At 63.3% G+C, this 14,420-nt stretch carries 15 protein-coding genes and 1 tRNA gene; 9 read left to right on the forward strand and 7 right to left on the reverse strand.

Translation table 11 applies throughout. The annotated features are described in order from the left end of the window. The first annotated feature begins 54 nt into the window (after positions 1–54). Positions 55–2,781, forward strand: coding sequence for an Rne/Rng family ribonuclease (locus RBH77_RS17545; protein ID WP_311028866.1), 2,727 nt, complete (start codon positions 55–57; stop codon positions 2,779–2,781). An 83-nt stretch (positions 2,782–2,864) separates the two neighbouring features. On the opposite strand, the gene RBH77_RS17550 is transcribed toward RBH77_RS17545, so the two are convergent. Beyond that, complete coding sequence (locus RBH77_RS17550) at positions 2,865–3,290, reverse strand: phasin family protein (RefSeq protein ID WP_311028867.1); 426 nt, start codon at positions 3,288–3,290, stop codon at positions 2,865–2,867. 141 nt (positions 3,291–3,431) lie between these two features. Here RBH77_RS17550 and RBH77_RS17555 point away from each other — a divergent pair, with 141 nt between their 5' ends. Then, positions 3,432–4,292 carry a TrmH family RNA methyltransferase gene (locus RBH77_RS17555; protein WP_311028868.1) on the forward strand — a complete coding sequence of 287 codons (861 nt, stop codon included), beginning with the start codon at positions 3,432–3,434 and terminating at the stop codon, positions 4,290–4,292. Between the two features lie 175 nt (positions 4,293–4,467). Here the strand turns inward: RBH77_RS17555 and RBH77_RS17560 are convergent, their stop codons facing one another. Next, positions 4,468–4,743 (reverse strand): DUF982 domain-containing protein, encoded by a 276-nt coding sequence (locus RBH77_RS17560; protein WP_311028869.1) that lies wholly within the window; start codon positions 4,741–4,743, stop codon positions 4,468–4,470. Positions 4,744–4,920: 177 nt separating this feature from the next. Here RBH77_RS17560 and RBH77_RS17565 point away from each other — a divergent pair. Continuing rightward, positions 4,921–4,996: transfer RNA gene (locus RBH77_RS17565), tRNA-Thr, on the forward strand. 128 nt (positions 4,997–5,124) lie between these two features. Here the strand turns inward: RBH77_RS17565 and RBH77_RS17570 are convergent. After that, positions 5,125–5,316, reverse strand: coding sequence for a hypothetical protein (locus RBH77_RS17570; RefSeq protein WP_311028870.1), 192 nt, complete (start codon positions 5,314–5,316; stop codon positions 5,125–5,127). Between the two features lie 663 nt (positions 5,317–5,979). On the opposite strand from RBH77_RS17570, the gene RBH77_RS17575 reads away from it, so the two are divergent. Then, positions 5,980–6,309: a hypothetical protein gene (locus RBH77_RS17575; protein ID WP_311028871.1), complete on the forward strand. Its 330-nt coding sequence runs from the start codon at positions 5,980–5,982 to the stop codon at positions 6,307–6,309. A 21-nt stretch (positions 6,310–6,330) separates the two neighbouring features. Here the strand turns inward: RBH77_RS17575 and hdaA are convergent, their stop codons facing one another. The 3 genes from hdaA to RBH77_RS17590 are packed head-to-tail and all read right to left on the reverse strand — an operon-like array spanning position 6,331 to position 8,721. Next, on the reverse strand, positions 6,331–7,035 hold the full coding sequence (gene hdaA / locus RBH77_RS17580; RefSeq protein ID WP_371832795.1) for a DnaA regulatory inactivator HdaA: 705 nt from the start codon (positions 7,033–7,035) through the stop codon (positions 6,331–6,333). Further along, entirely contained in the window at positions 7,032–8,192 is a 1,161-nt protein-coding gene (locus RBH77_RS17585; RefSeq protein WP_311028873.1) for an AI-2E family transporter, read from the reverse strand. The genes hdaA and RBH77_RS17585 overlap by 4 nt, the downstream gene beginning before the upstream one ends. Next, a complete protein-coding gene (locus tag RBH77_RS17590) occupies positions 8,164–8,721 on the reverse strand; it encodes a CDP-alcohol phosphatidyltransferase family protein (RefSeq protein WP_311028874.1) in 558 nt (185 codons plus the stop codon). Before RBH77_RS17590 ends, RBH77_RS17585 begins: the two co-directional genes overlap by 29 nt. A 229-nt stretch (positions 8,722–8,950) precedes the next feature. Between RBH77_RS17590 and purM the strand changes: the two genes are divergently transcribed. From purM to RBH77_RS17610, 4 genes are read left to right on the forward strand one after another with little or no spacing between them, the layout of a single operon-like run. Then, positions 8,951–10,015 carry a phosphoribosylformylglycinamidine cyclo-ligase gene (purM, locus tag RBH77_RS17595; protein WP_311028875.1) on the forward strand — a complete coding sequence of 355 codons (1,065 nt, stop codon included), beginning with the start codon at positions 8,951–8,953 and terminating at the stop codon, positions 10,013–10,015. A gap of 2 nt (positions 10,016–10,017) precedes the next feature. Further along, on the forward strand, positions 10,018–10,728 hold the full coding sequence (gene purN, locus RBH77_RS17600; RefSeq protein ID WP_311032591.1) for a phosphoribosylglycinamide formyltransferase: 711 nt from the start codon (positions 10,018–10,020) through the stop codon (positions 10,726–10,728). A gap of 52 nt (positions 10,729–10,780) precedes the next feature. Next, positions 10,781–11,056, forward strand: coding sequence for a type II toxin-antitoxin system ParD family antitoxin (locus RBH77_RS17605; protein WP_311028876.1), 276 nt, complete (start codon positions 10,781–10,783; stop codon positions 11,054–11,056). A gap of 3 nt (positions 11,057–11,059) precedes the next feature. Further along, on the forward strand, positions 11,060–11,350 hold the full coding sequence (locus tag RBH77_RS17610; RefSeq protein WP_311028877.1) for a type II toxin-antitoxin system RelE/ParE family toxin: 291 nt from the start codon (positions 11,060–11,062) through the stop codon (positions 11,348–11,350). Positions 11,351–11,359: 9 nt separating this feature from the next. On the opposite strand, the gene RBH77_RS17615 is transcribed toward RBH77_RS17610, so the two are convergent. Then, positions 11,360–13,465, reverse strand: a complete 2,106-nt coding sequence (locus RBH77_RS17615) for a molybdopterin oxidoreductase family protein (protein ID WP_311028878.1) — start codon at positions 13,463–13,465, stop codon at positions 11,360–11,362. A gap of 45 nt (positions 13,466–13,510) precedes the next feature. Between RBH77_RS17615 and RBH77_RS17620 the strand changes: the two genes are divergently transcribed. Then, complete coding sequence (locus tag RBH77_RS17620) at positions 13,511–14,365, forward strand: 23S rRNA (adenine(2030)-N(6))-methyltransferase RlmJ (RefSeq protein WP_311028879.1); 855 nt, start codon at positions 13,511–13,513, stop codon at positions 14,363–14,365. The last annotated feature ends 55 nt before the right edge of the window (positions 14,366–14,420 follow it).

The raw sequence follows: 14,420 nt of genomic DNA on the forward strand, positions 1-14,420 counted from the left end.
GTGGCGCCTATCCGCCCACGCTTCGAACGGCAGCGGTCGGGGAGATTTTCGAATATGCCCAACAAAATGCTTATAGACGCCTCCCACCCGGAGGAAACACGGGTGGTTGTCACCCGCGGTAATCGTATCGAAGAATTCGATTTCGAATCGCAGGACAAGAAGCAGCTAAGAGGAAACATCTACCTTGCGCGCGTGACGCGCGTCGAGCCCTCGCTTCAGGCCGCATTCGTCGAATATGGTGGCAACCGTCACGGTTTCCTCGCCTTCAACGAAATCCATCCCGATTACTACCAGATTCCCGTCGCCGACCGGCAGGCGCTCCTGAAGGCCGAAGCCGATGCGGCGGAAGCCGAGGACGCCGAAGAGGACAGCGCCGAGCGCGGCAATGGCCGTCGGCGCCGGCGTGGCGGCAAGGGTCGCGGACGCGGGCGCGCGGAACAGAAGGCGACGGAATCGACCGGAACGGCGGAAACCGACGAAGAGAACCTTTCGGCGGAGAGCAAAGCCGAAGCCGCGGAAGCCAACGACGATGGCCACCAGGAAGACAGCGGCGGCCCCGTAATGGCCGAAAGCACTTCCGCCGATGTCGTCTCCGAGGAGATCGGGACGAACGGTGACGAAACCAACGGCAACGAAGAGCACGACGCCTCGACGGATTCCGGCGAATCATCGGGCTCCGACGAGCACGAGGTGGAATCGGTCGGCGCGGAAGATGCGCTGGACGAGGCCCAGCACAGGCGCCGTTCGATGCGCCGCACCTACAAGATCCAGGAAGTCGTCAAGCGGCGGCAGATCCTGCTCGTACAGGTCGTCAAGGAGGAGCGCGGCAACAAGGGCGCGGCGCTGACCACCTACCTGTCGCTTGCCGGCCGCTATTCCGTCCTGATGCCCAACACCGCACGAGGCGGCGGCATCAGCCGCAAGATCACCAACGCGCAGGACCGCAAACGCCTGAAAGATGTCGTCAAGGACCTCGACGTGCCGCAGGGCATGGGCGTCATCCTGCGCACGGCCGGCGAGAACCGGACCAAGGCCGAGATCAAGCGCGACTACGAATATCTGATGCGGCTGTGGGAGAATGTGCGCAACCTCACGCTGCAATCCACCGCACCGGCACTGGTCTACGAGGAAGGCTCCCTGATCAAGCGTTCCGTGCGCGACCTCTACAACAAGGACATCGACGAAATCCTCGTTTCGGGGGATGAAGGCTATCGCGAAGCCAAGGATTTCATGCGCATGCTCATGCCGAGCCATGCGAAGGTGGTCCAGCCCTACCGCGACCCGACGCCGATCTTCGCGAGGAACGGCATCGAGGCCCAGCTCGACCGGATGCTGCAGCCGCAGGTGACACTGAAGTCAGGCGGCTACATCATCATCAACCAGACCGAGGCGCTGGTCGCCATCGACGTGAACTCCGGCCGCTCCACAAAGGAGCATTCGATCGAGGACACGGCGCTGCAGACCAATCTGGAAGCGGCCGATGAAGTGGCGCGGCAATTACGGCTGCGCGACCTCGCCGGGCTCGTCGTCATCGACTTCATCGACATGGAGGAGAACCGCAATAACCGGGCGGTGGAGAAGAAGCTGAAGGAGTGCCTGAAGAACGACCGGGCACGCATCCAGGTCGGCCGCATCTCGCATTTCGGCCTGATGGAAATGTCGCGCCAGCGCATCCGCGCCAGCGTGCTGGAATCGACCATGAAGCCCTGCCCGCATTGCGGCGGTACCGGTCATGTGCGCTCCGATTCCTCGACGGCGCTGCATGTGATCCGGGGCATCGAGGAGCACCTGCTGAAGGATTCGCGTCACCACATCACCGTGCGTACGCCGACGGCGACCGCGCTCTACGTTCTCAACCACAAGCGCTCCAGCCTGGTGGAACTGGAGGAACGCTTCGGTCTTTCGGTTGCGATCGAGGCGGACGACGATGTCGGCATCCAGCATTTCGCCATCACGCGCGGCGCGCCGGCCGAGCCGCGCGATACGGCTCCGGGCGCGGTCGCGGACACGCCTGCCTTCGAGGCGATGGAGGAGGATGAAGCCGTCGATACCGCGGCCGAGGAAACAACGACGCACCACGCCCACTCCGATCGCGACGAAGAGGGCGATGCCCACCGCAAGCGGCGGCGCCGGCGGCGTCGGCGCGGTGGCCGCGATCATGGCGAGGAGCGCGACCATGATGGCGAGCAGCCGCAGGTGTTCGAGGCCGGTGAAACGGATGCGGTGGCCGATACCGGAGAGACGGAAGGCTCCGAGGGAGAAACAGCGGTCGAGGGCACTGCCGACGCAGAAGCATCGGCGGACGAGCCCAGGAAGCGCCGGCGTGGCCGCCGGGGCGGCAAGCGCAACCGGCGCGATCAGGCGGAGAACGCCGACGACGTGCAGGATGAGGCCACCCAGGGTGACGAAGCGCCTTCGGTCGAAGCGGAGGCCGCGAAAACGGACACTGTCGTAAGCGAGACCCCTGTCGTCGAAGCAGCGGTTGCCGATACCGAGACGGTGGCGGAAGAAGCTGCACCTCAACCGGCAGAAGCGGAAAAGCCGAAGAAGCCGGCACGCCGGACGCGCAAAGCCAAGGTCGCGACAAGCGAACAGCCCGCGCTCGTCAACGGCGAAGATCCTTCGGCGAAGGAGAGCACGCGTGAAGCCGGGAGCGAGGCCGTGAAGAACGCCAAACCGGAAAAGGAAGAAGCGCCCGCCGAGCCGGTCGTCGTGTCCTCGACCACCGAGGAAGCGAAGCCGCGCAAGACCGGCTGGTGGCAGCGGAAAAGCTTCTTCTGAGAGAAGCTGCGCTGACATTATTATTTCCTTGAAGGGCTGGCGGCGTTTGCCGCCCGCCCTTTTGGTTTATCGCCCCGTCGTCGCTATTTGCGTTTCTCGTAGCTCTCACGAATCTCGGTCATGCCGTCGCGGATACGCTGACGCAGGATATCGAGGGACTCGGAGCCAGATTTGCGCATCAAATCGGCCACTTCACTGGTGTTTTTCACCGCCGTCTCGAAGGATTTCCTGGCGAACTCCGTCTGCTTTTCGACAAGTTCCTGCGTACTGGCCGGCGCGCGATAGTTGCGGACCGAGCCCGATATCTCATCGAGCGTTTCCTGCAGCATCTCGCGCTGCCTCGCGATCACCGCGCTTGCGCCGGACGACGCGGCCCTGGCCGATTTCTCCAGTGCTTCGAGGTTCTTCCGGTGGTGCTCGATGACGCGCTCGATATCCATGCTCGGCAGTTTCAGGTCCTGACCGAGTCTCGCGAACATGTCGATGAAGGATTGCTGTTCCTTGGCCATATCCTTTCCTCCCGGTCGCGGTTGCAGGCAGCGACCAAGATAAAAGGTAAAGGGAAGCGGCGTGACGTCAATCCAGACCAGTTACGTCCGACGCGACTATACCGATAGGCAATCGGCAACGATGTTGCTAAGGACTCACCCATGAGCAGCGACCGGCCGAAGACCCCGAAGGACAGCCATTACGCCCGGCTGAGGCGCCAGCACCGCAGCCTTTCCGCGCCCTCGCCTTCGGACAGGTCGGCGGAGAGATCGGGCGGCCGCAGGCACCTGCCGCCTTCCCTGCCCACGGACGGCCTCGTCCGCCTATACGGGCTGCATACGGCGCGTGCCGCGCTCGACAACCCGCGCCGCACGGTCGAGAGGGTATTGGCAACGCGCAACGCATTGCACCGCCTCGGTCTCGAAGAGACGGCCGCCCATGCCTTTTCGCTCGAAATCGTCGACCCGCGCGAGATCGACCGTATCCTCGGCAGCGACGCCGTCCATCAGGGCGTTCTGGTTGAGGCGAAGCCGCTCAAGCCAAAGCCGCTGGCGGCGCTCGGCGAAACGGCGTTGGTCGTCGTGCTCGACCAGGTGACCGATCCGCATAATGTCGGTGCGGTCATCCGCTCGGGCGTCGCTTTCGGCGCAGGCGCGCTAGTCACGACGGCGCGCCACAGCCCGCAGGAATCCGGCGTGCTGGCAAAATCCGCTTCCGGCGCGCTCGAACATATCGACCTGATAGAGGTGCGCAATCTGGCCGATGCGCTGGGCGAACTGCACAAAGCCGGTTTCCAGACCATCGGGCTCGATTCGGATGCGCCGGCGGAGCTGGAGAAATCCTTCGCCGGAACACGCATCGCGCTCGTCTTGGGCGCCGAGGGGAAAGGGTTGCGCCAGAAAAGCCGGGAGACCGTGGATACGCTGGCGCGACTGGACATGCCGGGCGCGATCCGTTCGCTCAACGTCTCCAACGCCGCCGCGATCGCGCTTTACGCCGCGCGGCGTCATCTGAATCTGTAATAAACGGTTGCGAAAGGATTTGCCCCGCACAGTGCCGTCAGGGAACAGGCTTGGGATGCGCTGCGATGGGCAAAGCAGTCGAAACCACAGGGTCGGCCGGATCGGAAAGCCGTGAACCCGTCCTGCTGTGGACGCCTTGGGGAGTAGCGCCGGCCCCTCAGGCCAATGCTTCCCCTCAGGCCAACGCTTCGCTGAGGCGCCCCATGTCGCTTACGAACAAATCCGCCTCCCAGGCCGCGGCACTGAATGCATCGCGCGCCTTTTCTACCGGATACTGACCGTCAAGCGATCGCCGGCAGGCTAGCATGGCTTCCGCGTGGGCTGGCCCGCCCTTTTCCGGCGGCCATTCGTCCATGAGGACGTCCAGCGCCTCCTTCACCGACTTGACGTCGCGATCCGTATCGGAATGCAGGCTGACGATCACCGGCGTATCGAATGGCTTGTCTTTCATTCATCGAAAACGTGCTTACATCCATGCGGTTCCGTGGCCGCGCTTTTCCGTGTCCGCAAGCTCTTTACTGTCCCGGCAATTGTGATAGGCCGTTGTCGGTGCTCCTGGGCCTGGATTGGAGGTATATCCGCCGGTTCGAGGGCTTGCCGAGCGCTGGAAAGGCAGTTCCTTCGTCGGGCCGCGTTAGCTCAGTTGGTAGAGCAACCGCCTTGTAAGCGGTAGGTCGTGGGTTCAAGTCCCTCACGCGGCACCAAACCCGTCCCCTGGCAACCTCTCATTCGACCGTTGATGCCTTCCGCGCTTCACTGACGGAGGCAAGGAGCCGCCCGTCTTGCTCCCGTCTCCCCGTGAAAGATCGCACCCCTTGGAAGAGGCCGAGCCTCACGCTATCCCCTCGGTCCTCCTGCGGCTCACGTCGAGCGAGTTCAGGAGGTCCACCATGTCGTCCGCGTCGTCCGGTTTCATCGCGATCAAGAGCACGCCATGCGATACGGCAGGCCAACCGGTGAATACGTCAATGACGGCGCAGGTGCCGTCCGGGTCGTGCCTGAGGGTGTATCGAGAGGTGGTCATCGAGGAAGTGTAAGTCGGCCCTCGGAATGTTGGAAGCAAAATAGCCCACGACCATCGAATGGAGTACAGCGCGGTCAATCGCGAAACGACTTGAAGGAATGGCCTTGAGCGTTCTACCAACTGCCCGCCTTCGGGTAGCCAATGTCACGATCATCGCCGTTTTGACCGAAGCAAGCATGGATGCTTCCTTTCCGAAGCTCTGCGGTAGAATCTTCAAGTACCGTTCCCGCAATTCAGCTCTTCAGGTGAGTGCTCGCCGATGCGGAGTAATTCCGCTGGATTTTCCGGCCGATACTTGTAGGGTCTTTTTGGGGGTAGTTTACGGGGCGGGGAATTAATTGGCGAACGTTGTTGAGGTGACGTTTTCAGTCACCGCGGTGGTGGATTCGGAGTTCCCACCGGACAGGCATGCCGATGACATCATTTCGACGGCTAGACGTGTCTTCGCGCCGGCTGAAGTGGAGGCTCTTGGCACACGGATATCAGGCGAAAGACGCGCTGTCTCGGTTTCCAATCGCACCACATCGAAATAGCATTCGATCGGATTGCATCTTTTTCGCCAATCCGCTGGGGTCGAATGCGGGTCTCGCCGTTACCTCGATCTTCCGGAACCAACCGCCGCAAGCGCCGTTTCCCTTTCTCACCGAAGACAGGAGAATCGTCATGGCGGACCAGAAGATAACGGAAGACGCAACGGAAGCGCTGGAGAAGCAGATCGCCGAACTCAAGCGGCAGGTCGGCCGGATCAACAAGACCCTTTCCGAACAGGCGTCGGAAGCGGTCGAGGAGGCGAAAGGCTGGTACGACAGCGCCTCGTCTCGCGCTTCGAGGGCAGCTTCCGCGGTGCGCGCGCAGGCCCACACCGTTTCCGAGGTGGCACAGGAAAACCCTGTCACCGTTTCGACGGCGGCGCTCGCCATCGGCTTCGTCGGTTTCATGATCGGCTTTGCCTGCGGCCAGTCCACGAGCAACTCACACCGCTATTGGCGATAGGAGCGCGGCCAAACGGCCGGCTCACGGAAAAGGCAATGCGCCCTGCCCTTCATCCAGAGCGCTGACGATGCGCGCGGCAAGTCCGCGCGTTATGCGCGACTTTTCCTCCAGCGCCGCGCGGTCCAGCCTCTCCACGACATCGATCGCGGTAGCAACGGAGCGTTCGATCCGCCGCGCAAGATAGCTGACGACATGGGGCTCGACCTCCACCTGGCGGTCGGCGAAAAGCTTGGCGATCACGCCTTCGAGGAGGGCGTCGTCCGGCTCATGCACCTCGACGGTTGTCGCGGTCCGCAACCGTGACACGAGATCCGGCAATTCCGCGCCCCAGGCCAGCGGAAAGCGCCGCGACGTGAGCAGCAGATGCGTACCAGCGGATCGGACCATGTTGAGGAGATGGAAAAGCGCGGCCTCGTCGAAGGGTCCGTCGCCGACCCCGTCAACCAGCACCGGTCCTGCCGGCGCGGCCGCCATGCCGCCGAGTTCTTCGGCAAGTACGCTTTCCGCGCCAGACCATTCCCGCCAGATGGAGGCGAGATGCGATTTGCCGGAGCCCGCCGGCCCGGCAAGCACCATGACGGCGGAGGGCCAGTCCGGCCAGCGGTCGATCATCGAAACCGCCTCCGCATTCGCCGGCGTCACGATAAGATCGTCACGACCGAGTGCCGGCTTGTGTCCGAGCGCGAGCGGGATCTGCCGCGGCCTGCCTGTCTCGGACATCGTCAAACGTCCGGGGATGTGGGGTCGCGGCGGCGGCGCGCCGGGGAAGCAGGCACTTCCTCCTCGCCCCGATAAAGAGGCGAAGCCTTGTAGCGCGCAATCGCGAAACGCATGATGACCGCGATCGCGGCCGCGCAGGGTACGGCCACGAGCAGTCCGACAAAGCCGAACAACGCGCCGAAGGCGAGCAGAGCGAACATCAGCCAGACCGGATGCACGCCGACGCTCTTGCCGACGAGCTTGGGCTGCAGGATGTTGCCCTCGATGAATTGCCCCACGAAGAATACGCCCGCCACCGCCGCCACCCACATCCAGTCCGGCCAGAACTGGACGAACGCGACGCCGATCGCCAACACCAGGCCGGTGAGCGAACCGACATAGGGGATGAAGCTGATGAGGCCAGCGAGCAGCCCGATCAGCAGACCGAAATTGAGGCCGACCACGGTCAGCCCCAGCGCGTAGTAGATGCCCAGGATCAGACACAGCGTGCCTTGCCCCCGGACGAAGCCGGCGATCGAGCGGTCGATGTCCCTGGCGATGGCACGCACTGTCTCGACATGGTCGCGCGGCACCCAGCTATCGACGGTAGAGACCATGCGATCCCAGTCGAGCAGCATATAGAAGGCGACGACCGGCGCGACGACGAACAGGCTGACGATGTTGATGATCGCAAGCCCCGAACTCCACAGCGACTTGAACAGCGTGGTGATGAATCCCGTCGCCTGGGTGAGCAGCGAACTCAGCCCGTCGCGCAATTGCCCCGCGCTCACGCCCAGCGTCTTCTCGACCCAGGCCGGATCGAAGCTGGTCACGAGGCTCTGCAGGCGCGAGATGTAGTCCGGCATGTTCTTCATCAGGTCGGCGAACTGATTGGTCAGCACCGGCACGATGATCATCAGGGCGAGCACGAGAAGGATGACGAAGGCGAGGAGGATGACGACCGTTGCCCACAGTCGCGAAAAGCCGAGCTTCTGCAACCGATCGGCGACGGGATCGAGAAAATAGGCGAGCGCCATGCCCGCGATGAACGGCAGCAGGATTGAGCTGAAGATGAAGAGGAACAGGGCGAAGATGATGACAGCGCCCCCCCAGAAGAAGGCCTGCTGGCGCCAGTTGATCGGCGCCGTTTTTTCATCAGCCTTTTGGGGTTTCGCTTTCGGCATATCCAGCCATGTGCTTGAGCCAGGAGACGAGATAGGCCGCGGCGGAAGCCACGGTCAAGATGCCCGACGCGATCACCAGCCAGTAACGGAAAGCGCCGAAGGCCATTCCGAAGGCGAGTTCGGCGAGCACCCAGCCCGCGAGCACGATTTGTACGGCGGTGTTGGCTTTTGAAACGAAGAGCGGCTTCACTTCGACCGGATTGCCCATGATCGTGGAGAGAAGCACCGCGCCGATGATCAGCGCGTCGCGCGAAACGGCGGCGATGACGAGCCACAGAGGCAGTTCGCCCATATAACCAAGGACGACGAAGACGCTGACGAGAAGAAGCTTGTCCGCGATCGGATCGAGATAGGCGCCAAGTTTGGAGCGCTGGTCGAAATTGCGGGCGATGAACCCGTCGACCCCGTCCGACACGCCCGCGACCAGGAAGGCGATGAATGCCCATTGCATGCGGCCGGTCAGCAGCGCCAGCACCACGAAAGGCACGAGAAAGAAGCGCAGCACCGTGATAAGATTGGGTATCGTCACTGCAGGGTCAGTTGCCTATCAGCACATGGGCTGCGTTGGAGCGAACGTTGCGACGTTAAATGGCGGCTTGATGGCGAGGCTTCAAGGTATCAGGGCGCCTTTGCCGATTGTCCACGGATTTCGCCCGTCACGGCGTTAGGGTAAGATCGGGTGCGGTTGCGGAGGCGCCGGCTTCGTGCAATGTGCCCGGATCGTCACCAGGAGCCAAAAAGGGCAGCGAATCTCGGCTATGAACGGCAAGAAGAACGGCCTGACTTATGCCGATGCCGGCGTCGATATCGATGCCGGCAATGCGCTGGTCGAGCGCATCAAGCCGCTTGTCCGCTCCACAAGAAGGCCCGGGGCGGATGCCGAGATCGGCGGTTTCGGCGGCGTTTTCGACCTGAAGGCCGCCGGCTTCAAGGACCCGCTTCTGGTGGCGGCCAATGACGGCGTCGGCACCAAGCTCCGGATCGCGATCGAAGCCGGCCGGCATGATACGATCGGCATCGACCTTGTCGCCATGTGCGTCAACGACCTCGTCGTGCAGGGAGCGGAGCCGCTTTTCTTCCTCGACTATTTCGCGACCGGCAAGCTCGATCCCGAAGAAGGCGCGGCAATCGTCGCGGGCATCGCCGATGGCTGCCGGCAGGCCGGCTGCGCACTGATCGGCGGCGAGACCGCCGAGATGCCCGGCATGTACGCCGACAAGGACTATGACCTCGCCGGCTTTGCCGTGGGCGCGGTGGAGCGCGGCCAGCTTCTCCCGACAGACGATATCGTCGAGGGGGATGCGCTGCTCGGTCTTGCCTCCTCCGGCCTTCACTCGAACGGCTTCTCGCTGGTGCGCCGCATCGTCGAGAAATCCGGCCTGGAGCTGGGCGGCAAAGCGCCGTTCGCTTCGGACAGGACGCTCGGCGAAGCGCTTCTCGAACCTACCCGCATCTACGTTAAGCCGGTCCTGCACGCCATCAAGGACACGCACGGCATCAAGGCGCTCGCCCATATCACCGGCGGTGGCTTTCCCGACAATCTCCCGCGCGTCCTGCCGCACGACTACGCCGCCGAGATCGATCTCGAGGCGATCGACGTCCCACCGGTATTCTCCTGGCTTGCCAGAACCGGCGGCGTTGCTGAAAGTGAGATGCTCAGGACTTTCAATTGCGGCATCGGCATGGTCGCGGTGGTCGCCGCCGGCCAGGCGGCACAGGTAGCGGCCGTTCTCAAACAGGCCGGCGAGACGGTGATGCCGATCGGAAGCGTCGTGTCGCGGCGCGATGCCGGTGTCGTCTTCCGGGGAACGATCGACTGGTGACCATGGACAGAAAGCGTACGAGCATCCTGATTTCCGGCCGCGGCTCCAATATGGCGGCGCTGATCGCCGCCGCTGCCGAGCCGTCCTTTCCGGCCGAGATCGTCTCCGTCATCTCCAACGACGCGGAAGCCAACGGCCTCAAGATGGCCGCGCAGAACGGCATTCCGACCAGGGCGATTGCCTATAAGGACTATTCGAGCCGCGAGGAACACGACGCCGCGATCGACGCTGCACTGGGCGAGTCTGGGTCGGAACTGGTCTGCCTTGCCGGCTACATGCGCCGCCTGACCCCTGGCTTCGTCGAGAAATGGAGCGGCCGGATGATCAACATCCACCCGGCGCTGCTACCCGCCTTCAAGGGCCTCTACACGCACGCCGCAGCACTTGCCGCAGGCGTCCGCATCCATGGCTGCACGGTTCATTTCGTCACGGCGGAAGTGGACGCCGGCCCCATCATAGCGCAGGCGGCCGTTCCTGTTCTGGCTGATGACGACGAAGCGGGGATCGCTGCGCGGGTGCTCAAGGCCGAACACCGGCTCTATCCGCTGGCGCTGTCGCTCGTCGCCTCAGGCCGCGCCGTCCTGCGGGGCGGCAGGGTAATGCACTATGGCCGGAACTCGGGAGACACAGGTGACGTCCTGATTTCCCCAGCGCCGCCTTCGACCGAGCCCGATACGGTCGACCTGGAATACCTGGCAAGGTTTACGCCATAGCGGTTGCGCGCGGTAGCAAATCTTACTACCTTCTCCGCGAAGGAGATTGATGATGGCTGCGGTCGAAAAGGTCAGCATCGCGCTTTCACCGGAAATGGTCGCCATGCTCAAAGGAGCGGTCGCAAGTGGCGAATACGCCTCGGCCAGCGAGGTCGTCCGCGAGGCGCTGCGAGAATGGAATCTGCGCAAGCCGTTGCGCGAAGCCGAAATCGAGCGGCTGCGGAAGGCTTGGCGGGAAGGCGTCGAGAGCGGCTCGTCACGCCCGCTCGATTTTCAGGAAATCAAGCGGCGCGGCCGCGAGAGGCTTGCGCAAGCGAAGCAGGGCTGAGCAATGTCGGTTGCGGTGGTCTTCAGCCCGGCCGCCGAAGCCGATCTGGATGATATCTGGCTGAACATCGCGCTGGAAAACCCAGCCGCCGCCGACCGGCTAATCGATTCCGTCCAGCAACGAACCGGGCAGCTTTCGGAATTTCCTGAACTAGGGCGCTCACGTCCGGATATTGCCGATGCTGCCCGAACGCTGAATGTCGGCAACTATCTCATTCTCTACCGTATCGAGGCGCGAACGGTCGAAATCGTTCGTATAGTTCACGGTGCCCGCGATCTGACGACGCTGTTCTGACGGTCAGTTTCAGGCCGCCCGGACCCAGACATGATTGTCGTGGACCGGCGCGCCGCCATAGGGCGCGGGCGCGTCGGAGCCGGTCAGCACGTTGATCCCCTCCCCGCGCTCGTGCGCACTGTTGGGCCATATGCCTTCCGCGATGACCACGCCGCGACGGACGCCGTCAAAGAATTTGGCGTGCAGTACCAATTCGCCGCGCGTGTTGCCGACCTCGACCCGGCCGCCCTCTTCCACGCCGAGCGAGGCGGCATCGTCGGGATGGATCAGAAGCTGCGGCCTGCCTTCCTTGGCCTTCGACACCGGCGTCTCGGTGAAGCTTGAATTGAGGAAATTGCGAGCCGGCGAGGTAGCGAGCCGGAACGGATGCGCCTCGTCCACCACCTCGATCAGGTCGACATGGTCGGGAAATTCCGGCAGCCGATCATAGGGGCCGAACACGCCCATGGAACGCGGCGGGCGGTTGGGCGCGGCCTGCCCGGTCCAGTTCGGCTTGAAATGGAATTTCCTGTCCGCATGGCCGAAGCCGTTCAGGTAATGCGCCTCCTCGAAGGGCGGCTGCTGATCGCTCCACTTTTCCTCGCGCAACGTGTCGAACGTACCGAGTCCCTTCTTCGCGAGCATCACGTCGATATGCTCGCGCTCGGTCATGCCGAAGCCCGGCAGGTGTGACACGCCGAGGCGCCTGGCCAGTTCCTCGATGACGAAATGGTTGCTGCGAGGCCCTTCCGGCGGCTCGACCAGCTTCGGCCCGAGCGTGATGTGCTGGTTGCCGCCGCCCTTGTAGATGTCGTCGTGCTCAAGAAACATCGTCGCCGGCAGCACCACATCGGCGAGTTTCGCGGTGTCGGTCATGAACTGCTCGTGGACGCAGGTGAAGAGATCGTCGCGCAGGAAACCCCGCTTCACCAGCCGCTGTTCCGGCGCGACATTGGCCGGATTGGTGTTCTGGATCAGCATCGCCGTCACCGGCGGACCGCCATAGAGCGCGTCGGCCCTGCCGGTAAGAACCGGGCCGATGCGCGAATGGTCCAGATAGCGGATTTTCGGATCGCGCAGACGCTTGCCCTCCACGAGGTCCGTGTCGAGCGTCAGGATGCCGGAATTGGAATGGAAGGCGCCGCCACCCTCGTACTGCCAGGCGCCGGTGACGGCGGCGATGCAGGAGGCCGCGTGCATGTTGACCGAGCCGTTGCGCTGGCGCGAAAAGCCGTAGCCCAGACGGAAGAAAGTCCTTTTGGTCGTGCCGACGAGACGGGCGAAGGCCTCGATCTCCGTCACCGAAAGCCCGGTGATAGCGGAAGCCCATTCCGGCGTCCGCGACCGAAGATGCGCTTCCAGCCCCTTCGGGTCGTCGGTGTACTTTTCGAGATACGCCCTATCGGCCATTCCCTCGCGGAAAAGCACATGCATGACCGCGCAGGCGAGCGCCGCGTCGGTGCCCGGCTTGACGATCAGGCCCATATCGGCCTGCTTCATCGTCGCGTTTTCGTAGATATCGATGACGACGATCTTGGCGCCGCGCTCCTTGCGTCCACGAATCGCGTGGGTCATGACGTTGACCTGCGTGACCACAGCATTGGTGCCCCAGATCACCACGCAATCCGACTTCGCCATCTCGCGCGGGTCGGGACCGGCAAGCTTGCCGGTGCCCATCATCCAGCCGGTCCAGGCGAGATTGGTGCAGATGGAGCCGAAGAAGCCGGAATAGCGCTTGGCGTGACGCAGCCGCTCGATGCCGTCGCGCTGCACCAGCCCCATCGTGCCGGCGTAGAAATAAGGCCAGACCGTCTCGGAGCCGTATTTTTCCTCCGCCGAGATGAATTTCTCGGCAACGAGGTCGAGCGCCGCTTCCCAACTCGCTTCCTTCCAGCCGCCCTCGCCCTTGGCGCCGGCCCGGACGAGCGGCTTCGTCAGCCGGTCGGGATGATGCAGCCGGTCGGCATAGCGTGCGACCTTGGCGCAGACGACACCCGCCGTATAGGTATTCGCCCTTGCGCCATGGATGCGGCCGACGCGATTATTGCCGAGGAGTTCGACCTCCAGCGCGCAGGTTGAAGGGCAGTCATGCGGACAGGCCGAATGACCGATGTTGATCCTGGCAAGCGTGTTCATATCTCCTCTCTACCGCATTCCTCCGGCCCGTTGTAGAGCCACGTCATGAACTATCGTCACATCTATCACGCCGGAAATTTCGCCGATGTGTTCAAGCACGCCATCCTGGCGCGCATCATCGCTTATTTGAAGCGCAAGGAAGCGGCCTTCCGCGCGATCGATACGCATGCCGGCGTCGGCCTCTACGATCTCGGCAGCGAGGAGGCACAGAAAACCGGCGAATGGCATGGCGGCATCGGAAAGCTTCTCGATGCCACGCTGACCGGCGCTCCCGCCGAGTGGCTGCACGACTATCTGTCTGTGGTCCGGGCGCTTAATCCGGATGGCGGCTTTCGCCTTTATCCCGGCTCGCCCTTGCTCGCGCGGCACCTCCTGCGCCGGCAGGACCGGTTGACCGCGATCGAGCTTCATCCAGAGGATGCACAAAGCCTCAAGAAAGTCTTCGCCGGCGACCACCACGTGCGGGTGATCGAACTCGACGGTTGGTTGGCGCTCGGCGCGCATCTGCCGCCGAAGGAAAAGCGCGGGCTCGTGCTGATCGATCCGCCCTTCGAGGAGGACGGCGAGTTCGCACGCATGGTCGATGGTCTGACGAAGGCGCATCGCCGCTGGCCGGGCGGTATCTATGCCTTCTGGTACCCGGTCAAGGACCGCGCCGCCGTCGAACGGTTCCGCCAGTTGCTTCGCGAAACCGGCATCCCGAAGATTCTCGACGTGTCTTTTTCCATCCGCGCCCCCTCTCCCGAAGCGAGGCTCGACGGCTGCGGCATGGTCGTCGTCAATCCGCCATACGTCCTACATGAGGAATTATCGGAGATCCTGCCGGTGCTTGCCCGGCTGCTAAGGGAGGACGAAGGCGCCACATGGGCGCTCGATCATCTTACGGCGGAAGCGGCTTGACCGCGATTTCGGCAGACAGCACTCTGTTTGCACGCTAGAATCACGAAATACCGTG

This window comes from Mesorhizobium koreense (genome assembly GCF_031656215.1).
GTDB lineage: Bacteria > Pseudomonadota > Alphaproteobacteria > Rhizobiales > Rhizobiaceae > Mesorhizobium_L > Mesorhizobium_L koreense.